General features: G+C 26.9%; 20 protein-coding genes and 1 other RNA gene. 8 read left to right on the top strand and 13 right to left on the bottom strand.

The genetic code is table 11. The features are described 5' to 3' along the window. Positions 1–55 precede the first annotated feature (55 nt). The 3 genes from lolA to CJ670_RS05415 all read left to right on the top strand — a co-directional run bounded on the left by lolA (position 56) and on the right by CJ670_RS05415 (position 3,458). Positions 56–583, top strand: coding sequence for a LolA-like outer membrane lipoprotein chaperone (gene lolA / locus CJ670_RS05425; protein WP_105939166.1), 528 nt, complete (start codon positions 56–58; stop codon positions 581–583). A 14-nt stretch (positions 584–597) separates the two neighbouring features. Further along, an RNA gene (gene rnpB, locus CJ670_RS05420) (RNase P RNA component class A) lies at positions 598–919 on the top strand. A gap of 88 nt (positions 920–1,007) precedes the next feature. Next, the gene (locus tag CJ670_RS05415) at positions 1,008–3,458 is read left to right on the top strand and encodes a methyl-accepting chemotaxis protein (protein ID WP_105939165.1); all 2,451 of its coding nucleotides are present in this window, start codon (positions 1,008–1,010) and stop codon (positions 3,456–3,458) included. 46 nt (positions 3,459–3,504) lie between these two features. Here the strand turns inward: CJ670_RS05415 and CJ670_RS05410 are convergent, their stop codons facing one another. Together CJ670_RS05410 and ccsA are read right to left on the bottom strand one after the other, a co-directional pair. Beyond that, positions 3,505–4,791, bottom strand: a complete 1,287-nt coding sequence (locus CJ670_RS05410; RefSeq protein WP_105939164.1) for a zinc-binding metallopeptidase family protein — start codon at positions 4,789–4,791, stop codon at positions 3,505–3,507. A 110-nt stretch (positions 4,792–4,901) separates the two neighbouring features. Then, on the bottom strand, positions 4,902–7,658 hold the full coding sequence (gene ccsA / locus CJ670_RS05405) for a cytochrome c biogenesis protein CcsA (RefSeq protein ID WP_105939163.1): 2,757 nt from the start codon (positions 7,656–7,658) through the stop codon (positions 4,902–4,904). A 292-nt stretch (positions 7,659–7,950) separates the two neighbouring features. Between ccsA and CJ670_RS05400 the strand changes: the two genes are divergently transcribed. Beyond that, positions 7,951–9,720 carry a sensor domain-containing diguanylate cyclase gene (locus tag CJ670_RS05400; protein WP_105939162.1) on the top strand — a complete coding sequence of 590 codons (1,770 nt, stop codon included), beginning with the start codon at positions 7,951–7,953 and terminating at the stop codon, positions 9,718–9,720. Between the two features lie 42 nt (positions 9,721–9,762). Continuing rightward, positions 9,763–10,677 carry a tRNA 5-methoxyuridine(34)/uridine 5-oxyacetic acid(34) synthase CmoB gene (gene cmoB, locus CJ670_RS05395; protein WP_105939161.1) on the top strand — a complete coding sequence of 305 codons (915 nt, stop codon included), beginning with the start codon at positions 9,763–9,765 and terminating at the stop codon, positions 10,675–10,677. A gap of 14 nt (positions 10,678–10,691) precedes the next feature. On the opposite strand, the gene CJ670_RS05390 is transcribed toward cmoB, so the two are convergent. From CJ670_RS05390 to CJ670_RS05380, 3 genes are read right to left on the bottom strand one after another with little or no spacing between them, the layout of a single operon-like run. Continuing rightward, positions 10,692–11,666 carry a GGDEF domain-containing protein gene (locus tag CJ670_RS05390; protein WP_105939160.1) on the bottom strand — a complete coding sequence of 325 codons (975 nt, stop codon included), beginning with the start codon at positions 11,664–11,666 and terminating at the stop codon, positions 10,692–10,694. Between the two features lie 9 nt (positions 11,667–11,675). Further along, positions 11,676–12,578 (bottom strand): GGDEF domain-containing protein, encoded by a 903-nt coding sequence (locus tag CJ670_RS05385; RefSeq protein WP_165785187.1) that lies wholly within the window; start codon positions 12,576–12,578, stop codon positions 11,676–11,678. After that, positions 12,575–13,171 carry an MBL fold metallo-hydrolase gene (locus CJ670_RS05380; protein WP_105939158.1) on the bottom strand — a complete coding sequence of 199 codons (597 nt, stop codon included), beginning with the start codon at positions 13,169–13,171 and terminating at the stop codon, positions 12,575–12,577. Before CJ670_RS05380 ends, CJ670_RS05385 begins: the two co-directional genes overlap by 4 nt. Positions 13,172–13,227: 56 nt before the next feature. Between CJ670_RS05380 and CJ670_RS05375 the strand changes: the two genes are divergently transcribed. The 3 genes from CJ670_RS05375 (at position 13,228) to CJ670_RS05365 (ending at position 14,612) form a co-directional block, all read left to right on the top strand. Next, positions 13,228–14,046 carry a ferritin-like domain-containing protein gene (locus CJ670_RS05375; RefSeq protein ID WP_105911291.1) on the top strand — a complete coding sequence of 273 codons (819 nt, stop codon included), beginning with the start codon at positions 13,228–13,230 and terminating at the stop codon, positions 14,044–14,046. Positions 14,047–14,120: 74 nt separating this feature from the next. Further along, on the top strand, positions 14,121–14,309 hold the full coding sequence (locus tag CJ670_RS05370) for a hypothetical protein (RefSeq protein ID WP_105911290.1): 189 nt from the start codon (positions 14,121–14,123) through the stop codon (positions 14,307–14,309). Between the two features lie 3 nt (positions 14,310–14,312). Further along, on the top strand, positions 14,313–14,612 hold the full coding sequence (locus CJ670_RS05365; protein ID WP_105939157.1) for a hypothetical protein: 300 nt from the start codon (positions 14,313–14,315) through the stop codon (positions 14,610–14,612). A gap of 193 nt (positions 14,613–14,805) precedes the next feature. Here the strand turns inward: CJ670_RS05365 and CJ670_RS05360 are convergent, their stop codons facing one another. The 8 genes from CJ670_RS05360 to CJ670_RS05325 all read right to left on the bottom strand — a co-directional run bounded on the left by CJ670_RS05360 (position 14,806) and on the right by CJ670_RS05325 (position 22,921). Then, complete coding sequence (locus CJ670_RS05360; protein ID WP_105939156.1) at positions 14,806–15,402, bottom strand: hypothetical protein; 597 nt, start codon at positions 15,400–15,402, stop codon at positions 14,806–14,808. Between the two features lie 26 nt (positions 15,403–15,428). Beyond that, entirely contained in the window at positions 15,429–16,544 is a 1,116-nt protein-coding gene (gene dnaJ / locus CJ670_RS05355) for a molecular chaperone DnaJ (protein ID WP_105939155.1), read from the bottom strand. A 75-nt stretch (positions 16,545–16,619) separates the two neighbouring features. After that, a complete protein-coding gene (locus CJ670_RS05350) occupies positions 16,620–17,672 on the bottom strand; it encodes a tyrosine-type recombinase/integrase (RefSeq protein ID WP_105911286.1) in 1,053 nt (350 codons plus the stop codon). Between the two features lie 155 nt (positions 17,673–17,827). Beyond that, positions 17,828–18,901: a protein-glutamate methylesterase/protein-glutamine glutaminase gene (locus tag CJ670_RS05345; RefSeq protein WP_105939154.1), complete on the bottom strand. Its 1,074-nt coding sequence runs from the start codon at positions 18,899–18,901 to the stop codon at positions 17,828–17,830. A gap of 20 nt (positions 18,902–18,921) precedes the next feature. Continuing rightward, a complete protein-coding gene (locus CJ670_RS05340; protein WP_105911285.1) occupies positions 18,922–19,596 on the bottom strand; it encodes a chemotaxis protein CheD in 675 nt (224 codons plus the stop codon). After that, positions 19,593–20,438 (bottom strand): CheR family methyltransferase, encoded by an 846-nt coding sequence (locus CJ670_RS05335; protein WP_105939153.1) that lies wholly within the window; start codon positions 20,436–20,438, stop codon positions 19,593–19,595. Before CJ670_RS05335 ends, CJ670_RS05340 begins: the two co-directional genes overlap by 4 nt. A gap of 9 nt (positions 20,439–20,447) precedes the next feature. Then, positions 20,448–22,529 carry a chemotaxis protein CheA gene (locus CJ670_RS05330; protein ID WP_105939152.1) on the bottom strand — a complete coding sequence of 694 codons (2,082 nt, stop codon included), beginning with the start codon at positions 22,527–22,529 and terminating at the stop codon, positions 20,448–20,450. Positions 22,530–22,552: 23 nt separating this feature from the next. Beyond that, on the bottom strand, positions 22,553–22,921 hold the full coding sequence (locus CJ670_RS05325; protein WP_105911282.1) for a response regulator: 369 nt from the start codon (positions 22,919–22,921) through the stop codon (positions 22,553–22,555). Positions 22,922–22,951 lie beyond the last annotated feature (30 nt).

Genomic DNA, 22,951 nt, shown 5'->3' with positions numbered 1-22,951 from the left:
TTAGTTCCTTTTCGTTATAATGAAGCAATGATTATATATAAAAAAAGGTTAAAAAATGTTTTATAAGCTTATCTTTACTCTGTTTATTTTTTCAAGCTTCTGTTTTTCTTCAAATGATATTCAAAATCTGAAAAGTTTTCAATCAAAATTTACCCAAACTATTACATCAAGTTCAAGTGATATCATAACTTATAAAGGCGAAGTTTTTATAAAAAGTAGTGGACAAATTTTGTGGAAATATAAAACTCCAGTGGTTAAAAATGTTTATATTGATAATAATATGGCAATAGTTGATGAGCCAGAGTTAGAACAAGCTATTTTTACAACACTTGAAAATGAGATAAATATATTAAAGCTTTTAAAAGAGGCTAAAAAAATTGATAATAACAACTATGCTTCAACAATAGATGGTACAAAATATCAAATCTCTATGGACAATAACAAAATAAAAAAAATAATTTATAAAGATACTCTTGATAATAATGTTGAGATAATTTTCTCAAATTCAGTTCAAGATGAACCAATTGATGATAATATTTTTGTATTTGTAGCTCCTAGTAATTATGATTTAATAAGAAAATAGATACAATTTCGACTAAAGGTAGATAGACAATAGCTTGATTTCAAGAGGAAAGTCCGTGCTGCAGTGAAGCAAGGTTCCATCTAACGGATGGCTAGAGTAATCTAAGGGATAGTGCAACAGAAAGTATACAGCCAATTTTTTTGGTGATGGTGAAACGGTAGAGTAAGAGCCTACCAGTGTTTTGAGTAATCTTAACAGCTTTGTAAACCCAACTTGTAGTAAGAAGACATGGTATTTAGCTTCACATTTTTCGTCTTCGCAGGAGTATTAAAGTGATTTAATACCTAGATAAATTATTGTCAAATACAAAACACGGCTTATAATCTACCTTTTTTAGAAATCTAACAAAAATATATATAAATTAAAACAAAAACTTATAATTCTTTTAGTAAAATAATTTTCAATAAACACAAAAGGGTTTTTTATGAAAAATTTATCAATACGGATTAAGTTACTAAGCATTGTAATAATTACTATTATATTAGTTTCTACTATAATAGCTACAAAGTCTATTTATGAGGTTAATAACCTTACAAATCAAACTATCGAGGAATACAAGCAAAATGCTTTTAATTCAAGCATAGAAGAGCTAAAAAACTATACAGCGTTTGCTCAAAATATTGCAAAAAATGCTTATGAAGAAGCAAAAATTGAAAATGTTAAAGTAAGAAAAGGTGAGTATTTAAAATCACAAACTGATTTTTTGTTTGCAATGATATTAAAAATTTATGATGAACAAAAAAATAAAATGCCAGAAGCAGAACTAAAAAAAATACTTTTAGAAGCTATAGGTTCTGTTAGATATGGAGAAGAAAAAGATTACTTCTTTGTGTATGATAAAAATTCTACAATACTAAAATTACCTTTGACTCCAGAGCGAGAAGGTACTAAAAACAATGGAAAACATATTTTAGAATTTATAAAAACCGCTTTTGAAAAAGGTGAAGGTTTTGTGCCTTATGAGCAAGTAATTCCAGGTAAAGAACCAAGAGCAAAATTATCTAATATAAGATTATTTGAACCTTATGGTTGGGTTGTTGGAACAGGAGTTTATATAGATAACGAAGAAAAAGAGTTAAAAGCAAAAGCTTTAAATGAGATTTCAAAAATTAGATTTGGTCAAGATGGATATTTCTTTGTTTATGATTATAATGGTACAAATATAATGCACCCAATAAATCAATCACTAATTGGAAAAAATTTAATTGAAAATAAAAGCCAAAAAGGTGTTTATTATATAAAAGATTTGATAGAAGCTGCAAAAAAAGGTGGAGGAACAGTAATTTTTGATTTTCCAAAAAGTAAAGATGATCCAATTTTATATGACAAAATAGGGTATGCAGATGGGCTTCAAGAGTGGAAATGGATGATTGGAACTGGAGTTTATGTTGATAATATTGAAAAAAATATTGAAATTATGCACAAAAATTCAAAAGAAAAAATTGCTTCAATTATTTTAGGAATAGTTATTATTGCTATAGTTGTTTCGGTTATTTTAATTTTCCTTATCTCATTTTTTATTACAAAAGAGATTATATCTCCTTTAGAAAGATTTGAAAGTGGACTTTTATCATTTTTTAAATATCTAAATAAAGAGAGTTCAGATGTTTATAAAATAGAGATAAAATCTGAAGATGAAATAGGAATAATGACAAAAGTAGTAAATGATAATATTGAAAGAACAAATAATCTACTAAAACAAGATGAAGCTTTAATTAATAATGTAAAAGAAGTTGTTTCTCAAATAAATAAGGGAAATTTAAGAGAAAGAATTATAGCAAAGACAGATAATGATAGTCTAGAAGAGTTAAAAAATATTTTAAATGATATGCTAGAAATAATATCTAAAAAAGTAAACAATGATTTAGTTTCAATAGATGAAGTATTATCTAAATACAAAAATATGGACTTTACACCAAGAATAGAGAACTCAACAGGTGATGTAGCAAAAGAGATAAATATTTTAGCAGATACGATAAATCATCTTTTATTAGAAAATAAAATCAATGGACTTACACTAGAAGATAGTTCAAAAATTTTATTAGAAAATGTAAATAAATTAAATATTAGCTCAAATGAAGCCGCTGCTTCATTAGAAGAAACAGCAGCTGCTTTAGAGCAAATTACTTCAAATATAAGAAACAATACTGAAAGTATTGCTAAAATGGCAAAATTATCAGATGGTGTTATTCGATCTTCAAAAGATGGAGAAAATCTAGCAAATGAAACAACAAATGCTATGGATGAAATAAATAAAAAAGTAAATATGGTAAATGAAGCAATTTCAGTAATTGACCAAATAGCATTCCAAACAAATATTCTTTCACTAAATGCTGCTGTTGAAGCTGCAACTGCAGGAGAAGCTGGAAAAGGATTTGCAGTTGTTGCTCAAGAGGTGCGAAATCTTGCAAGTAGAAGTGCTGAAGCTGCAAAAGATATAAAAAATATTGTACAAGATGCTACTATAAAAGCAAATGAAGGAAAACAAATAGCTTCAAGTATGATATATGGGTACAAAGATTTAAGTGAAAATATTACTCAAACTATGGATTTAATATCTGATATTGAAAATGCTTCTAAAGAGCAATTAATGGGAATAGAGCAGATAAATGATGCAGTAAGCGAACTTGACCGTCAAACTCAACAAAATGCAATGGTATCATCTCAAACTCACGATATAGCTTTGGTTACAGATGAAATAGCAAAAGAGATTGTAAAAGAGGCAAATTCAAAAGGGTTTATAGGAAAAGATAGTGCAAAAGCTAGAGATTTTCATAAATCTACTACAGCTACAATTTCAAATAAAACACAAACTATAGAAAAAATCGAAAAAAAAGAGCAAGTAAAAGATAATGATGAATGGGAAAATTTCTAAAACTCTTAAAAAATAAAAGTTGAGATTAATTCTCAACTTTTAAAGACTACATACTATTTGCAATTTTTTTAACTACTTCAAAAACATTTTCAATAGATTTTTTATATACAAACTCTTTTTTTGAGTGAGGAAATTTTATAGTTGGACCAATTGAAGCTATTTTTAAATTTGGAAATTTATCTTTAAAAATAGCACATTCTAATCCAGCATGAATAGCCTCTAGGGATGCATTTGTATCAAAAGTTTTGTAAATATTTAAAACTTTTGATGTGAAGTCATTTATATCAGGACTCCAAGCTGGATATTTTCCATAAGTTTCTACACTAAAATTATTATTTATTAACTCTTTTTTTGTTTTCTCTTTTAACTCTTTTAGGTTTTCATTATTCATTGACCTAGCACTAAATTCAATAACAATTTCATCTATATTTGTCTTAATTAATGCTAAATTTATAGAGTCTTGAACTACATTTAACTCTTTATTAAAATCTCTTACACCATTTTCAAATTTGTATAAAAAATTAATAATTTCATCATCATAAATATTTAAATGTTCAGATTTTGTGTTGATTTTCTCTATTTTCATATTTTCATGATTTTTTTGTGGAATTTTTTTTGAAGCAATTATAGCTTTTGCATTTGCAGGAATTGAGTTTATTCTCTCACCTCCATTTATATCCAATAGTTTTCCTTCACACTCTTTTATAGCTTTTACGATTAGTTTTATAGCATTTGGAATATTTTTATCTATATCAACACCACTATGTCCACCTTGTAGATTTGATATAGAAATTTCATATAAATCTAAATTTTCAATATTTGGAACTATTTTTTTATTTTTGTTTTTTGCAATAATATCAACTCCACCTGCGCAACCAATACAAATTTTACCTTCTTCTTCACTATCAAGATTTAGCATATATTTAGAATTTATAGGAAGATTTAAAGCATTTGCACCTATAAGTCCAATCTCTTCATCGCTTGTAAACAAAAATTCACCATCGAAATTTTCATACATTAAGGCTATCATGTATGAGCAACCAATTCCATTATCAGCGCCCAAAGTTGAATCTATCGCTTTTAAAGTTGTATCATCTTCAATAATTTGAGGAATACAAAAATCATTTAAACAAACAATATCATAGTGAGATTGAAAAACTATATTTGCATTTGAGTTCTCTTTTTTACATAAAATATTATTTGTTTCATCAACTAAACAAATATAGTCTAGTTTTTTAGATATTTCTTTCATATATTCTATAAATGCTTTATGATTTCCACTGCATCTTTGAATTTTTGTAATATCTTTAAATATTTCTAAAACTGTTGGCATACTTATCTCTCTTTTATAAAACTTGAAAAAAAGCAATTTCAATAAAAAGTATGTTTGCTTTTTTACAAAATTATATTTTAAATGAAAAAAGGGCTTTTAGCCCTTTTTATCTACTCTATATTTTTTAAATCTCTATTTTTATAAGCTAAAATAATTGCAGCAAAAGCAGTTGCAACAGTTAAATAAGCCCACATTGGAATAGGTACAGGATCACCTGTCGCATAAGAGTGCATTCCAGATAAGTAGAAGTTTACTCCTAGATATGTCATCATAATAGAGCTAAATGCAAGTAATGAAGCAGTTGCTAAAACATATGGTGTATTTAAAGATTTTACAAATCTAAGATGCAGAACTAAAGCATAAACAACTATTGAAACATATGCCCAAGTCTCTTTTGGATCCCAACCCCAGTATCTACCCCAAGACTCATTTGCCCAAACTCCACCAAGGAAATTTCCAATAGTAATACAAGCTAAACCAATAATTAGAGAAATCTCATTTATTGCACTTACATGTTTAACAACATCATCTAAATGTGGTCTATTTTTTCTAAAAATAAACATTATTAAAGTTAAAAATCCCAATATTGCACTAAGTCCAAAAAATCCATATGAAGCAGTCAAAATAGATACATGGATTGTAAGCCAATAAGATTTTAAAACAGGCACTAAACTTGTAATTTGAGGATCAACATCTGTTAAGTGAGCTGTAAACATAAAAATTCCAGCGATAATTGTAGCTGCACCTAAAGCTAATAAAGAGTTTCTAAAAAATATAACTCCAGCAAATATAGCAGACCAAGATATATAAATTAAAGTTTCATAAATATCACTCCAAGGAGCATGTCCTGATAAATACCATCTATAACCCATACCAAAAGTTTGTATAGCAAAAAGTATAGATAAAATAGCAAGTATAATTTTTGTTGTTTTTGCTGGTTTAAACTCTGGTTTGAAAATAATAACAAAAGCTAAAACAACCATTACAAAACCTAAAAGAACATAAGCTAAAGTTAGATTAAAGAAAATATCTAGTTTATTGAAAACTATTTCAGCATTTACTTTTGAAGCAGTAGGTTTTATATCTGTTCCTACTTTGTCTTGATATAAAGCTATCATATCAATATAATTATTTGCACTATTCCAGTCAAAATCCATAGTTGAGTTAAATAATCCTCTTACAACAGATCCAATAGCAGCTTGATTTTGTCCTGAAAATTCTTGCATTGCTTCAAGAGGAGAATACCATTTGAAATTATCATCTGCACTTTGTTCATCATAAACTTTTGGAAAGATATTTAATAATGCACCATTAAATACACTATAAATAATATTTAATTTTTCATCTACTTTTATAATATCTTTTTCGTAAGTTCCTCTTTCAATTGGCTTTGTAAGAAGAGCTTTTTCTGACTCTTTTGCAAGTAAATAATCATTCTTTTCCCCAAATGCTTCTGAAAAAGATATATACTTTTCACTTTCAGCTACTCCTAGAAATTTTTTAAGTTTTGGAGTATTTATTTTTATTATTTTTACATCTTTCCAAATATCAGGTCTTGTAATCATTCCTAAAACAATCTGATTTGCATCCATTCCCATAAATGATGATTTTCCGCTTAGTTTTTGAACTATTTCTCTATTTAGAGTTGCAAGTGGTTTCATTCTTCCACCACTACTTTGAACTACTAGATGTCCAAATTTATCTGCAGTTACTTTTGATTCATCTTTTAATTTATTTAAGTAATCAACTCTCATAGTTATATCATCAACTACTTCAGGTGATGCAACATTATCGTTTTCATTAGCTTTTAAATTTTGAGTTGAAAGAAGAGCTAAAGTTAAAACAAACATAGCTAAGTTTTTGTTTGCAACAAATTTTGTTAGTTTTCTAAATCTTGATTTTTTATCAAAAAAGTTTAAAAATAGTCCAAGAGTTAGTAAAAAATATCCAAAATATGTAGGCCATTTTCCAGGGTCATTATTTACTGATAATACCGTTCCACTCTCATCTGGGAAATATGAGCTTTGGAAAAATAGGAAATTTCCTTCATTTAAAGTTCTATTCATAAATATTCTATAATCATAAGTTTTATCATCTTTTATAACTGTAACTTCACTAGCATAAGATGATGGAGCCATACTTCCTGGGTATCTTTCTAATTGAAATTCATTTAATCTAATAGCAAAAGGAAGAGCAATAAACTTAGAACCATACTCCAAAGTAACTGTGTATTTATCAAAAACAAGATCTCTAGGAACTCCTAATTGACCACTTAAGCCTGGCAATCGAATAGTCTCTTTTTTGTCATTTAAAGTTACATCAACAGTAAGTAATCCCATCTTTGCTTGTTCTTTTTTTTCAAACTGAAATCTTTTGTAGTCTATGATTAAATTATTGTTGTCAAAATCAACTTTGTAAGAAAAATTGTTTAATTCTGGAAGCAAAGATGTAAACTCTTTTTGCCACTCTTTATATGCAACAACTTTTTCACCTTCTTTTACTGTAACTTGTAAGTATGGTTCTAGTGAAATCATCTGATTTTCTGTAGTACCTTGTGGTATTTGCATAATTCCTTCATACCCAACATATCTAGTAATAATTGCTCCTAAAAGTATCACAACAAAAGAGGAGTGAAATAAAAATCTAGGAAGATTATTCCACATTTTAAATTTATATATTATTCCACATAGGTTTATAGTAGTTAAAACTAAAGCTATTTCATACCAAGTGTTGTTGTAGACTAAAACTCTAGCTGATGATGTTCCAAAATCATTTTCAATAAAAGTAGCAACTCCAGCACCAATTGCCAAAATAGCTAACAAAAGCAAGGTTGCTTTAAAAGAGAAGAGAAAGTTTAAAAGCTTCAAAAATATCCTTTTTTTGTATTCATTTTTGGCAAATTGTATTATTATAAAATTAACATTTAGTTAATTGATAATATTCTTTAAGAATAGAATTATAATGAAAAATAAGATTTATATTCTCAAAAGTTATTTTTTGATAAGATGTTGTTCTATAAAAAAGCTTATGTTAAAAGCTTTAAAAAATCAAAAGTATTCTTAGCTGCATTAATATTAAAATAACTACCTTAAATAGTTGTTTTAATTATGCTTTTGAAACTATTGATTATGGGTTAAATATTTAAAATTAGGGGGTATTATGCAAAAAAAAATTAATTTTATGGAAAAAGTATTTAACAAGGAAAAAACTCTAAAAGCTACTGTACTTTCGCTTTTCATATCTATTATGATTTTACTTTTGATTATTTTTGGTATTCAGTTACTATATATTGACAACAATCAATCCAAAAAAGATATAAGTGAAAAATTTAAAAATCTTTCACATAGTTTAAATGAATTAATCAAAAATAGCGATAATCAAAACTTTAGAATTGTCGAGATGTTAAGTATAATAAATCATGAAGATAAAATAGACCAAGATAAAAATTTTGAAACATATATCAAAGTTTTAAATATCCAAAAAAACTTTTATTCTGTTTATACAGGTTATGAAGATGGAAGTTTTTATGAACTTATAAATTTAAATATTAATAAAAAATTAAAAGATGCTTATAAAGCAAGAGAGCTTGATAGATGGGTTTTAATTAAAATAGATGGTAATAATATAAATAAAAAAGAGGTAACACTTTATGATGAAGATTTAAATCAAACTGCTAAAAGAGTCGAAGAAAATAGCTACAATCCTACAAAAAGACCATGGTATGAGATGGCAATATCTAGTGAGAATAGGGCTATAAAAACAGTTCCATATAAATTTTCACATATTGACTCTTATGGACTTACTTTTTCAAAAGAGTTAAATGGTAGTAAAAATGTTGTATCTGTTGATTTTTTGATTGAAGATTTCAAAAATATATTTAAAGATAGTATAAATCAAGAGACTATGGATATGTTTTTATTTAAAAAAGATGGAACTATTATTTCTTCTATTGCAAAAGATGATTATTTATTAGCTACATTTTTTGAGAAAAATAAAGATTTAGAGAAATTTGAAAATGCGAGTATTGTAAATATAAAAGATAAAAAATATATTGTACAAATTGCAAAACTTAATAATTCAGATAATAATGATTATATTATTCTTTTTGCAGATTACAAAAAGACTGTTGCTCCTTACTTATTTCAAACTTTAAATTTAATATTGAGTTTGTTTATTGTTTGCCTTATTATGATACCTTTGATAATATATTTTTCAAAAATTATTGTATATCCTATTCTTAAGCTTGTTCGAGAGAGTAAAAAAATAAAAAATAGAAAGTATGATTCTATTTCAAAAGTTGATAGCTCTATTTTAGAAGTTTCAATTTTGTCAAATGCATTTTTGGATATGTCAAAATCTATTTATGAATATCAACAATCATTAGAAGAGAAAGTAGAACAAAGAACAAAAGAGTTAAATATTAAAAATGAAGAGCTTTTTAAGCTATCAATTACAGATAAATTAACAGGAATTTACAACAGAGTCAAACTAGACAATGTTTTGCAAGAGAATATGAGCCTATCTTTGAGATATGGAAATATTTTTTCTGTGATTATTATCGATATAGATTTCTTTAAAAAGATAAATGATAATTTTGGACATCAAGTTGGAGATGATGTTTTAAAAGAGTGTTCAAATATTTTAAGTCAAAATATAAGAAATGTCGATACTTTGGGAAGATGGGGTGGAGAGGAGTTTTTAGTAGTTTGTCCAGAAACTTTAAAAAATGGTGCAAAAGATTTAGCAATAAAACTAAATAAGGCTATTAAACTTCACAAATTTAGTACTTATCCAAATAGTGTAACTATTAGTGTGGGTGTTGCAACATGTAGCTTAAACGATTTAAAATATGATGACATAATCTCAAATGCAGACAAAGCTTTATATGAAGCCAAAAATAATGGAAGAGATAGAGTTGAAGTTTTTTAAATATGACTTAAAGTTTAAGTTTAAATATCTATAATTTCACCTATGAATATTGAAAAACTAAAAACTAAAAAAAATGAGTGCAGAACTTGGAAAAATGTAGAGCCTTGGTTTAATCAACTGCAAGAGGCTTGTAAGATTGAAAAGAGTAATTTAGCTATTGATTATGGTGATTGGTTTAGTATTGGAAAAAAAGATGATTTAAGCTCAAAAGAGTATGAAGTTATTTTAGAAACAGCAAAAAAACTAATTCCTTGGAGAAAAGGACCTTTTAAAATTTTTGACCTTGAAATTGATAGTGAGTGGCAAAGTAATTTAAAATATAATCTAATAAGACCACATTTTAATCTAAAAGATAAAATTGTTGCAGATATTGGTTGCAACAACGGCTACTATATGTTTAGAATGTTAGAAGATAAGCCAAAAAAACTTATAGGATTTGATCCATCACCTTTGACGCTTCATCAATTTGAGTTTATAAACCACTTTGTAAAATCAGATATTATTTATGAGATGCTTGGAGTTGAGCATTTAGAAGTTTATAATCATAAATTTGATTTTATATTTATGCTAGGAGTTTTATATCATAGAGCTGATCCTGTTGGAACTTTAAAAGCATTAAACAAAGGATTAAATAGTAAAGGTGAGATTATAATTGATACTTTTATGATAGATGGAGATGATGAGATATGTTTAACTCCAAATCAAAGATACTCAAAAATCCCAAATATATACTTTATTCCAACAATTCCTGCACTTAAAAATTGGTTAATAAGAGCTGGATTTGAAAATATTGAAGTATTAGCAACAGTTGTTACAACAAAAGATGAACAAAGAGCTACTCCTTGGAGTTTTGATGAGAGTTTAGAAGATTTTTTAGATCCAAATGATAGTAGTAAAACGGTTGAAGGTTATCCAGCTCCAAAAAGAGTTTATGTAAAAGCTAGAAAAGTTTTATAAAATCAAAAATAGAACTAAAAGAGTTTAAAATTATCAATACTATTTATTTTTGAAAATTTCAAAAACTCTCCTCTTCCTTTATTTTTTGCTTCAACTAGTGCAATATCAGCATTTTTTATAGCATCATCAAGTGACATATTTGAGTTTAATGCAAATTTTTCAAAACCAATACTAACTGTTTTTTGTAGAATTTGTCTAGTTTCTTCATTTACAATTACTCTAGCTTTCGAGAAATCACTAATAATCTTTTTTGCAACTTCACAAGCTTGATTTTCATCATCATTACTTAAAATAGACACTAAAAAAGTATCTGTCTCAAGTCTTCCTACAATATCAAACTCATTTATATTTGAGTGTATAACCTTTGCTAATTCTATTAAAACCTTATCAGCAATTTCATAATTAAACTCATCAACTACAGCTTTAAATCTATCTATTCCTATCATAAGTAAAAAAATCTCATTTTGTTTGTTGTTTGACAACTTAAGATATGAAGATAGATTTTCAATAAAATAATGGCTTGAAAATACATTTGTAACAGAATCAAGAGAAGCAGAATCAATAAAATTTTTCTTTAAAATAGCATTTTGAACAATTGTTGAAATAATAAAAAATGTTGCTTCAATTGAGTTGTATTTATTTTCTAAAAATAAAGAGTGTTCTTCTGATGATGCACAAAAAGATATAGTTGCATTCAAATTTGTATGTGTGTTTATTATAAAAAACTGTGATAAATCATCATCTAAATAAAATTTATCGCCTTTTGCTAAAATATCAGTTTTATTATTTTTGTTTATATCAAATAATGAAAATACCATATTTTTTATAGCAAATTCTTCTTCTAGCCATAAAAAAATATCATTTGCAAGTTGGTTTAAATTTGAAGAGTATTGAAGCTGTTCATATAGCTTAAAAATGCTATCCAATGTTTCAAATGCAACTTTATCAAATGCCGATTGTTTAATTAACTCTATAATACTATTTCTCATCAATCTTACCTAAAAAAGTTCAATCTTAGCTGTTTCATCTTCACTAAATACGAATGCAATACCTCTACCTTTATTTTTAGCTTCTCTAATTGCTATATCTGACTTTTTGATTATTGTATCTAAATCTTCTCCATCTTTTGGATAAAATGTAATTCCAACACAGATTGTTTTCATTAAAATTTGATTAGTATCAGGGTTTATAACTATCTTCTCTTTTTTAAAAGCATCTATTAGCTTATTTGCAACAAAAACAGCATTTTCTTCCTCTTGTATATTTTGAAGCAAAACCAAAAAAGCATCATTTGAAACTCTTATTACTAAATCAGAATCTCTAGTTCCAGCTTGTAAAACTTGTGCCAATTGTTTTATTACCCTATCACCAATTTCATAGTTAAATTCATCTAAAACAGCTTTAAAGTGATCAACACCAACTTTTAAAAATGCTATTTTTTTTTCTTCTCTCAAAGCCAAACTGAAAATAGATCTTATGTAATGATTTAAATAGGTTCTATTATAGCACCCTGTTAATAAATCTATAATCAAAATATCAGAGATAGTATTTTCTAAATGTTTTGTATAGATATTCATAGATAAAATATCTAGTGAAATATTAATATTTGTAGTATCTTTTTTTAAATTATCTAGCTTATCTTTATTTTTAAAAATAATTCCGAAAGTAAGCTCAAGACTATTTGTAAGTTTTGTTTTATATGTATAATAAAATGGTGAATTTTCTTGATCTGAATTATCAAAAACACTACTTGAAATACCATTTTTCTTAAGATAAATTTTTAATGAATCTATATGAAAATTAAACTGTAGAAATTCAAAAATATCATCAAAAATCTCTTGTTTTTCGCTTATTGATAGCTTATGAGATAATTGAGTGATAGTTTCATAGAAATTTCTCATTTTATATGTTTTTCCCATATAGTAATATTGTCAATTTCATTAAAAAGAGTAGTTTTATCACCATGTCCTGGATAAATATTATAATTATCTTTCCATTTTAAAATTTTATTTAAGCTTTTTTTCATCTGTGTTGAACTTGAATTTGGAAAATCGAATCTTCCAATAGTTCCTTTAAAGATAAAATCTCCACTAAAAAATGTTTTATTTATTTCAATCATACTACATCCAGGAGTATGTCCAGGAAAATGGTGAAATTTTACTTTTACACCTTCAATTTCAATTTCTTCATCTGGATTTACTAAAATATCTGCCTTTGAATGAGGCATTCCTAAATTATATGGGTTTAAAGTTAACATAAATTCATCATCTTTTGGAGTATAAAGCTTTATATTAAAAAGCTCTTTTACTTCTTGATTTGACCAAATATGATCAAAATGTCCATGTGTATTTAAAACAGCAACTGGATTTTTAATATTTTGCTTAATCCAAGCAGTAGCGTTTACACCAGGGTCAATTATAAAATCTTTATTATCGATAGTAACAATATAACAATTTGTGGCATAATCACCCATAGGATGAACTTTGATTTCCATTTTAAACCTTAATTTGCTAAAATTGTTTCATTATATCTAAAAAAAGGTTAATGTACATGGATTATTTCACAATTTTAGAGGATATTTTACTCACAAAATTACCAAAAGAAAAGTTTATAAAGTTTGATAAATTTTATAAACTTTTTTTAGAAAATAAGCTTATTTTTAATCATAATTATAGAGCTTTAGATATACAAAATCCATCTTATGCTGATTTTTTATCTATAGTAAAACCAACAGAACTTCCTCCAATTAAAAACTTTAAAACGAAAGAGGGAAAAAAATATTTAATACACACTATTTTACATATTGAGTATAGTGCTGTTGATTTAGCTTTAGATGCAGCTTTAAGATACCAAAATATGCCTTTTGAATTTTATAAAGATTGGCTAGAAGTTGCTAGTGATGAGATTCGACATTTTTTGATGTTAGAAAAATTATTAAAAAAGTTAAATGGTTTTTATGGAGAATTTGAAGTACATAAAAATCTATTTGAAGCTATGCAACAAACTCCTGATTTATTAAGTCGTATGGCATGTATTCCTAGGTATTTAGAGGCAAATGGTCTTGATCAAAATCCAAAAATTATGGAAAAACTAAACTCAAACAAAGATGAATTTAATATTGAGTTAATAGAGGCTTTAAAAATTATTTTAGAAGAAGAGATAAGCCATGTAAAAAAAGGCGATTTCTGGTTTAAATATGAGTGTGAAAAAGTAGGGTGCAATCCAGAAGTTGCTTATTTTGAAGCCATAGAAAAGGTTTTTCCAGGTAGCACTAAAAGAAAAATGGATTTGAATTTTAGTGCTAGAAAAGAAGCTGGATTTTCTTGTGATGAACTTAAGTTTTTATCAAAAAAAGACAATTGTATTTAGCTTGATATAAATTAATGGATTTTGTTTTTATTTTCGTTATATTTTATATAATATTTCAATAAAGGGTATTTTTTATGATAGATGTTGTTATATATTCTGTTTTTGTTTTGGCATTGATTGCATTTTGCCTCTCTCCGGCTATTTATGTAACAAATAAATTATCAAATAAGTTTATTTTTGTAGAAAATAACTCTACAAAGATATCTATACTTTTTGCAATTTTGATTTCAAATATTGCAACATTTTTTATATTTTGGTTTTAATAAATGATAAACTCAAACTATGATATTTTAATATTGAAAACAAATACAAACAATATTTTAGAAAAAGATATAGACAATATATTTTCAAATAGTGTTGAAAATATATTAAATAAAGATAAAAAAAGAGATGACTCATTGACCTTTTTTAATATAAATGGAATTACACTAAAAGAGATTGATGAGCTTTTTAAAGATGTTGAGAAAAAAGATTTAGCAAAAAATCTTAGATTAACTACACTTTTTACAAGTGATGAAAAATTAGCAAATATTTTATTTGATACAGTTTTAGGAAAGAAGATTTAGATGATATTTTACTCGAAGTAAACTCTTTTGATTTTATAAGTGCATTATCTTCAAGCTCAAAAAAAGGCTCTAATAAGTATAAAAATGAAGAAAAATACTCTTTTTTATATAAAAATTATGAATTGGAATATAAAAATATAATGGAAAAATATCAAGATTTAGATAAAAAAAATCTTGATATTATTAAGCAGTTTTAAGATAACGATGTAGTAAATTTAAGCTCTAATTTTGTATCTAAATATACAGCTTTTATATTACTAGATATTTTTTCAGAACTCAAAACACCTTGAAGAGTGTTTAAAACATGCCAAAATTTATTGTGATATGGAATATCTATTTCTTTAATTCTTTTTTCTTTTATTACTTCTACAATAGTTGCTATTGTAAAATAATAGAATATTTTGTTTTTTGCCCTATTTACTCTATAATTTTTCATTAAATCAAGATTTGTAAGAAATATATTTTTTTCTATATCACTCAAGTGTGGTCTTGAAATTATATCTTCTCTCTCTTCTTCTAAATGTTCTTTATATTTTTTGAGCTTATCTTCTATAGATTTTTCAATATCTGGAAAATATGTTTCAACAACTTTATATAATTTATCAATATTTGAATTATCAAGATTTATACTATTTGAATATTTATTCTTATTTGCTGTATATTCATGATTTAATGCATTTAAAATTTCATAAACATAAGGTAAATAAATAAATTTATCATCTTTCCCTTGCTTAAAAGTAATTCCATGGTGGCTAATAACAGGTCTATATCCAACGTATTCAAATTTCATTCATGCTCCTTGTGTATATTTTCAATTTATGAAAACCATTTTTTAACTTTGTTAAACATTCCTTCAAATTTTATTTCAGAAGGAGTACTTTCTACCCCAAAGCTATCTTGTAGTTTTTCTAAAAGCTCTTTTTGTTCGTTTGTTAAAGTTTTTGGATACTCTATTTTTATTTGAACAATTAAATCACCTTTTCCATATCCTTGAACACTTTTTACTCCCTCATTTTTAAAAGTAAACTGTTGTTTATCTTTTGCATTTTTTGGTATTTCAAGCTCTAATTCACCTTTTAAGCTAGGAATTTTTATTTTTGCTCCTAAAGCTACTTGAGTAAAGAAAATAGGGGCTTCAAAATATATATCATCATCATGTCTTACAAAGTGACTATCTTCTTTTACTTTTGTTTGAAGATACAGATCTCCTCTTTGACCATTTGGTGCTATATTTCCCTTATTTGAAACTCTTATTCTCATTCCATCATTTACACCTTCTGGAATATCAACAGTGAAATTTCCTTTAATCTCTTCAAAACCATTTCCATTACATGATTTACAAGAGTTTGCTTTTGATTGTCCGCTTCCGCTACAAGTAGGGCATGTTTGTGCATATGTCATAAAACCTTGTCTTGTATGAACTTGTCCAACTCCACCACAAGTTTTACAGTTTTCAATCTTACTATCTTTTGCACCAGTTCCATTACAAGGCTTACAAGCTGTTTTATATTTATAGTTTATCTCTTTTTTGCAACCAAATACTGCTTCATTGAACTCTAATTTAACTTCAACGGCAGTATCAAGATTATAGTTATAAGTTTTTCTCTCTTTTTTGCTATGATTTCTTGAAAAACCAAACATCTCTTCAAAAATAGAACCTAAATCATCAAACCCACCACCAAAACCAGAACTTCTTCCACCATGACCTTCTAAACCAGCTTTTCCATATCTATCATATAAAGCTCTTTTATCATCGTCACTTAAAACTTGATAAGCTTCATTTATAGTTTTAAATTTCTCTTCAGCTTCTTTGTCGTTTGGGTTTTTATCAGGATGATACTGCATAGCTAGTTTTCTATATGCTTTTTTTATTGTTGCTTTATCAGATGTTTTTTCAATCTCCAAAAGCTCATAATAGTCAATTTCAATCAATTTCAATCTCCAAAAATGTATTAATTTTATAATAAAGTTGTTATTTTATCCAATTATTGATAAAACAATATTAAGTTAAAAAATATCTGTAGTCTTTCTTAATCTTTCTTTATCAAAGTGAGTATAAATTCTGCTTGTATTTATATCTGCATGACCTAAAGCTTCTTGAACAAGTATTAAATCATGGTGTTTTGAGTAAAGTAAAGTTGCAAAACTATGACGTAGCATATGTGCTCCATTCTTCTCTTTTCTAATACCAGCACTTACTAAAATGTTCTCAACAATACGACTAACATAAGCTTGAGTTAATCTCTCACCTTTTTGATTACAAACCAAAATATCACTATTGCAAACTCTTTGAGTTAGCCAGTTTTGTAGTTCATGTTCAATAATGTCTTTTTTAATCATAACAACTCTTGGTTTATTTCCTTTTCCACGAATTTGAAGCATATAAACATCTTTTTCGTTAAAAATATCTTTTAATTTTAGATTTAACATCTCACTAACCCTAATTCCTGTATATATTATTATTTTTATAATAAGTCGGTTTCTATAAGCTGTATTATTGGAAAATTCAAAATTATTAATAGCAGATAAAAATCTATCAATCTCATCTTTATTCATAAAAGAGGGGAGTTTTGAACCACTTTTTCCACTTAATCCACCCCAATTTTTTAACTCTATTTTGAATAAATATGAGCTTCCATCTTCATTTTCATTTTGTTTATCTATGTACGAAAATAAAGATAGTAGGGCGATACGATGGTTTTTTTTGGAAGCATCTGATAGAGCACTGGTTTCACTAGCTAAAAAATCACTTAATAACTCTTCATCAATCTCTTTAAGAGAAGCTAAACCTAAATTATTTGTATAGTTATATAGTTTTAAAAGAGGATTAAAATATGTATTTATTCCATTTAATCCAATATTTCTAGCTTCTTTTACTAAAGCATCAAGCTCTTCAATTGATTTTGTACCTTTTACTAAACTTTGAATAATAAAAGCTAGTTTATCTTTATTTGATACTTGTCTATTTGATAGACTTGTTAATTTATATCTTATAAATCTCTCTATCCAAAACAGAATCGTGTCTTTAAAGTTGTTTTTAAAATCTAAATCATATCTCATATGAACCTCTAAATATTTTTATTAATTTATAAGAAAGTATAACAAAAGAGATATTAATATTAGTTTGAAAATTATAGTTTTCAATACTAAGTATATTTTTATTTATTAAGAATAGAACATTTATAAAAATTAACGCTCTACTTATAAATGCATTCTTATCTAACTTTTCCTTTTGAAAAAGCTATTATATAATCAGCAATTTCATCTAAAGGAACTATATCTTTTACTGCTCCTGCTTGTATAGCTTTCATAGGCATTCCAAAAACAACACAAGTAGCTTCATTTTGTGCAATAGTATATGCACCATTATCAAAAAGTTCTTTCATGGCAATTGTTCCATCATCTCCCATTCCTGTCATCATAACAGCCATGGCACTTCCACCTACACTATTGTTTACAGATCTAAATAATACATCAACACTTGGTTTATGCTGACTTACTTTTTTTGTGTCAAGAAGCTTTGTTCTTAGCTCATTTCCTACTTTTTCAATAGTTAAATGCATATTTCCAGGAGCTAAATAAGCATGACCAAATTCTAATATCTGCCCATCTTTTGCTTCACAAACTTCAACAGCTGAATGATCATTTAATCTTAAAGCAAAAGAGTTTGAAAATCCATACGGAATATGTTGTGTCATAACAATTGGTGGTAAATCTGAAGGCAATCTACTAAATACTTTTAATAAACTCTCAACCCCGCCTGTTGATGATCCAATTGCTATTACTTTTTGTCCTCCAAATTTTGCAGCTCTTAGAGGAATAACTTCATCTGGATGAACTTTATAATTGGGTGTTTGTGTTGGTTTATAATCTTTTTTCAAAGGAGCTGGTTTTTTTAGTGTATATCTTTTTAGTAAAAAAGTAAGGCTTAAAAGTGTATCTTTTATTCTTGATTCAAAAGATACCATACTCTCTCTAGAGTTTGGTTTAGGAATAAATCCAACTGCACCATCATCGAAAATATCGCTTCCTCTTACACTCTCCCCTGAAATTACAACTGCTGGCATAGAGTGAAGTCGCATTAGATTTCTTAAAAATGTAACTCCATCCATTTTTGGCATATTTATATCAATAGTAACTAAATCAGGTTCGTATTCTTTGATTTTTTCTCTAGCTTCGTAAGCATCATTTGCAACTGCAACTACTTCAAATTCATCAATAGAGCTTATCATATCTTTTAAAATTCGTCTCATAGAGGCAGAATCATCAATTACTAATACTGTGTACATTTTTTATCCTAAAATATTTTTTAAAAAAGTTCAATTTCCATAGTTTGTTCAATTTTCTTATTATTTGTACCAAATAGCTCAACTGCACCTGTGTACTCTTTGATAACTGGAGCTTTAGAGATTTCAATTTGTAATGATTTCTCATTTGATAGAATTTTACTATCAGTTTCAGTTTTTTGAGTAACTTTAATAAAAGTTTCAAAGTTATCAGCAAGAAGTATCAACCTTCCATGCTCTCCTCTTACATGTTCAGAAATTACTCTAAACCCTTCTTTGTGACAAAATTCTTTTGCAAATTCAACATTTCTTGAACCTATTGAGTTTTTTAGATTTAAATTCATAATATCAGCACCACCTGATATTTTAGCAACAATATCAGATTTTGAGCAACCTAGTTTGTACATCTCATTTAGCATGGCTTCAACTGAATATAGTCCGTACTTCATATCATTTGAATTATCATTTGTATCAGGTAATAAAAAGTGATTCATTGCTTTTATTTTCTTTTTTCTATCATAAAACATTAAAGCAACACAAGAACCCAAAAGAGTTTTTAAGGCAATATCATCACTATCAGGAGCTACAGCAAACTCACCACCAATAACTGTATGAGTAGGAAAACCTTTTGTTTTTTGAGTTATTTTTGCTAAAGATAGTTTTTCTATGTTTCCATCTTTTCTACCAATAGTAATCATATTAAATCTTTCTCTTTAACAAATATATTTTGCCCTGCTCTTTTTACATAATGTATTAAATCTTGAGGGTTTTCTGAGTGCCCTAGATATAAAGTCCCACCAATTTTGAGGTATTTAAATAATTTTTTTAAAATATTATTTTGATCTTCTACTGAAAAATATATTAAAACATTTCTACAAAAAATTACATCAAATTGATGATTTGAAAAAGGATAACTATCATTGTTTAGATTCATTATATGAAAAGTTACCATTTTTTTTAACTCATCATTTACTTTTATTAAAACTTCTTCTCCTGATAGATTTTTTTGTACTCTTCTTTTAAAATAATTTTGTGGTTTAATCCAAGATGGAAACTCTTTTGATGATTTTGAGTATCTATAAATACCATCAGCTCCATACTGTAAAACACTAGTATCAATATCTGTTGCTATTATATTTGCTTTAATGTTTGAAGATAGTGCTTTATTTGCTTCAAATACAGTCATAGCAATAGAATAAGGCTCTTCTCCTGTTGAAGAAGCAGAACACCATATAGATATATTTTCTTTATTTTTTGAGAAAGTAGGAAGAACTCTATCTCTTAAATCTTCAAAATGAAACTCTTCTCTAAAAAAATGAGTTTTATTTGTAGTAAAAGTATTGATAAACTCTGTAACATTTATTCCTTTTTCAACAGAGTCTAAAAGTTCCATAATATCGCCATAATTATTACAATTTCTTTTTAACTTATCTATTCTATTTGAAATCATAATATCTTTATTCTCAGTAAGAGTAATACCTGTTAGAGAATAAAGAATTTTTTTTATTTTTTCATGTACATCTTGTGTTGTATATGCCATAATTATTTCTTAAGAGGCTCTTTTTGTTGCATTCATATCTTTTTCTATTTTAATTTGAGCATCTATAATTCCTAAAACATCAAGAATAAGTCCAATACTTCCATCTCCTCTAACTGTTGCAGCCCCAATTCCTTGAACACTTCTAAAGTTTTTATCAAGAGGTTTTACAACAACTTGGTGTTGATTTAAAAATTCATCAATAGATAGAGCTACTTTAGTATTTCCTGATTTCACAACTATTAACATACCATCTTCAAGTTTTTCAAAACTTTTTTTAAGTCCAAATAGTTGATGAAGTTTAACTACAGGAATAAACTCTTCTCTTAACATTAATAAATCTTGAGTTCCATCACCAATTTTTTTAATCATATTAGCTGTTGGCTGAAGTGATTCAACAATAGAGCTAAGAGGTAAGATATATTTTTGATCTCCAACTCTTATATCAAGACCATCAAGAATCGCAAGAGTTAAAGGAAGCATAATTGTAATAATTGTACCTTTCCCTAGTTCTGTATCAAGCTTAATTATTCCACCTAATTTATGAATATTTGTTTTTACAACATCCATTCCAACACCACGACCTGAAATATCAGTTATTTGATCAGCTGTTGAAAGCCCTGCTCCAAAAATCAAAAGAGCTTTATCGTTATGAGACATACTTGCAAATTGGTTTTCATCAATCTGACCTTTTTCTAGTGCTTTTTCAGCAACTCTTTCACTGTCAACACCTTTTCCATCATCTTTAATTGTAATTATCATTTGACCATTTGCTTGTTCTGCAGAAATACTAATAGTTCCTGTATCAATTTTACCAGATTTTATTCTATCCTCAGGCATTTCAATACCATGATCTAAAGAGTTTCTAATAATATGCATTAAAGGATCTGTTAATCCTTCAATCATAGCTTTATCTATTTCAACATTATCACCATAATGTTTAAATTCGACTTTTTTACCAAGTTTTTTAGATATATCACGTACTACTTTTGGAAATTTTGAATAAATAGAGTCCATAGGAACCATTCTAATACTCATAATACTATCTTGCATATCTCTAATATGTCGCTCAAGAAGTTCAAGTCTTTCTAAAACAGAACCTCTAGTTTTAGTCTCTTCAATAGTTGATGAAAATTGTGTAAGCATAGCATTTGTAATAACTAAGTCCCCAACATTATTCATTAATAAATCAATTTTATCAAGATTTACTCTAATGCTGTTATTATTATTTGAGATAGATTTTTTTTCGCCATCATCACTATTTTCTTTAACTCTTCTAGTAGTAGTTGGTGCAGAAGCTACTTCTTTTTTATCTTGAATAACTATTTTATTATCATTAGAAGTTTCAGATTCAATATCATTTGTTTCCATAATAGAATTTGGAGAAATCTTTTCCATATCATCAAAGAAACCAAAATGTTCTTTATTCTCATCAATTTTAAATTTATTATCATCTATATTATTTGATAAATTTTCAAGCTCATCATCATAAAAACCAATATTTTTATCATCAATATCATCATCTTCAAAAATACCAAAAGGCATATCTTTCATATCTCTTTGATTATTTAAATCATCATTAAAAAAACCAAATTGTTCTTTTTCATCAGTAATTTGAGTATTTGTTTTTTCTGATGTCGTAACAGCTTGTGGAATTGGTTCTTGCTTTAATTCAACTGTTTTAGCAATAATGCTACCATTTGAATATGCTCTAAGCTCTTCTAATAAAGAAGTTGTTAAATCTTGGAATTTTTCTCTAGTAATCTGGTTTGACACTTCTAATTCTAAAATTTCTTTCATTACATCAAGACCATCTATTAGAGTTTCAGCCATTTCTGGTTTATAGTCTATTTTATGGCTTCTTAATTTGTCCATTAAGTTTTCAACATCATGCGTAAATTCAGCAAAAAAAGCCAATTCAACAGAAGCACCGCTTCCTTTTAGTGTATGAACATCACGAAAAAGTTGTCCCATCTCGTCATCTGTTAAACTTCCATTGTTTTCAGCAGCTAACAAAACATTATCAGCTGATTCAAAAAGCTCTGCTGCTTCTTCTAAAAACATTTCTCTATATTTTGAAATATCAAATGACATAATTAAAGTCTCCCCTTTTTGATTTATCTACTTAGCACTATATTTACAGCTTTTAAAAGCTGATCTGGAACAAAAGGTTTAACAATCCAACCAGTAGCTCCTGCAAATTTACCTTTAGCTTTCATTTCATCACTTCTTTCAGTTGTTAAAACTAAAATAGGTGTTTTTATATATTGAGGAATTTTTCTAAGTTCACCAATTAAGGTTAAACCATCCATATTTGGCATATTAACATCTGTAATAATTAAATCAAAATTTGTATTTTTTGCCTTAGCTAGACCATCTACTCCATCAACTGCTTCAACAACATCTGTATAACCACCCTCATTTAAAGCATAGTTCAACATGTCTCTGAGCATTGTAGAATCATCTACTATTAAAAGTTTAGCCATATATTAGCCCCTTGATTTTATTCATTTAAA

This window comes from Arcobacter cryaerophilus gv. crypticus (assembly GCF_002993025.1).
Taxonomy (GTDB): Bacteria; Campylobacterota; Campylobacteria; order Campylobacterales; family Arcobacteraceae; genus Aliarcobacter; species Aliarcobacter cryaerophilus_B.
This window is presented reverse-complemented; position numbering and strand designations above follow the sequence as displayed.

What these genes read in the sequence shown, in the direction of transcription:
- CJ670_RS05350 (WP_105911286.1), bottom strand. Translation starts at nt 17,672, where the DNA reads ATGAGATATGATTTAGATTTTAAAAACAACTTTAAAGACACGATTCTG.
- CJ670_RS05400 (WP_105939162.1), top strand. Translation starts at nt 7,951, where the DNA reads ATGCAAAAAAAAATTAATTTTATGGAAAAAGTATTTAACAAGGAAAAA.
- CJ670_RS05340 (WP_105911285.1), bottom strand. Translation starts at nt 19,596, where the DNA reads ATGATTACTATTGGTAGAAAAGATGGAAACATAGAAAAACTATCTTTA.
- cmoB (WP_105939161.1), top strand. Translation starts at nt 9,763, where the DNA reads ATGAATATTGAAAAACTAAAAACTAAAAAAAATGAGTGCAGAACTTGG.
- CJ670_RS05370 (WP_105911290.1), top strand. Translation starts at nt 14,121, where the DNA reads ATGATAGATGTTGTTATATATTCTGTTTTTGTTTTGGCATTGATTGCA.
- CJ670_RS05380 (WP_105939158.1), bottom strand. Translation starts at nt 13,171, where the DNA reads ATGGAAATCAAAGTTCATCCTATGGGTGATTATGCCACAAATTGTTAT.
- CJ670_RS05325 (WP_105911282.1), bottom strand. Translation starts at nt 22,921, where the DNA reads ATGGCTAAACTTTTAATAGTAGATGATTCTACAATGCTCAGAGACATG.
- CJ670_RS05335 (WP_105939153.1), bottom strand. Translation starts at nt 20,438, where the DNA reads ATGGCATATACAACACAAGATGTACATGAAAAAATAAAAAAAATTCTT.
- CJ670_RS05415 (WP_105939165.1), top strand. Translation starts at nt 1,008, where the DNA reads ATGAAAAATTTATCAATACGGATTAAGTTACTAAGCATTGTAATAATT.
- CJ670_RS05330 (WP_105939152.1), bottom strand. Translation starts at nt 22,529, where the DNA reads ATGTCATTTGATATTTCAAAATATAGAGAAATGTTTTTAGAAGAAGCA.
- CJ670_RS05360 (WP_105939156.1), bottom strand. Translation starts at nt 15,402, where the DNA reads ATGAAATTTGAATACGTTGGATATAGACCTGTTATTAGCCACCATGGA.
- CJ670_RS05375 (WP_105911291.1), top strand. Translation starts at nt 13,228, where the DNA reads ATGGATTATTTCACAATTTTAGAGGATATTTTACTCACAAAATTACCA.
- CJ670_RS05410 (WP_105939164.1), bottom strand. Translation starts at nt 4,791, where the DNA reads ATGCCAACAGTTTTAGAAATATTTAAAGATATTACAAAAATTCAAAGA.
- CJ670_RS05385 (WP_165785187.1), bottom strand. Translation starts at nt 12,578, where the DNA reads ATGAGAAATTTCTATGAAACTATCACTCAATTATCTCATAAGCTATCA.
- CJ670_RS05390 (WP_105939160.1), bottom strand. Translation starts at nt 11,666, where the DNA reads ATGAGAAATAGTATTATAGAGTTAATTAAACAATCGGCATTTGATAAA.
- CJ670_RS05365 (WP_105939157.1), top strand. Translation starts at nt 14,313, where the DNA reads ATGATAAACTCAAACTATGATATTTTAATATTGAAAACAAATACAAAC.
- lolA (WP_105939166.1), top strand. Translation starts at nt 56, where the DNA reads ATGTTTTATAAGCTTATCTTTACTCTGTTTATTTTTTCAAGCTTCTGT.
- CJ670_RS05345 (WP_105939154.1), bottom strand. Translation starts at nt 18,901, where the DNA reads ATGTACACAGTATTAGTAATTGATGATTCTGCCTCTATGAGACGAATT.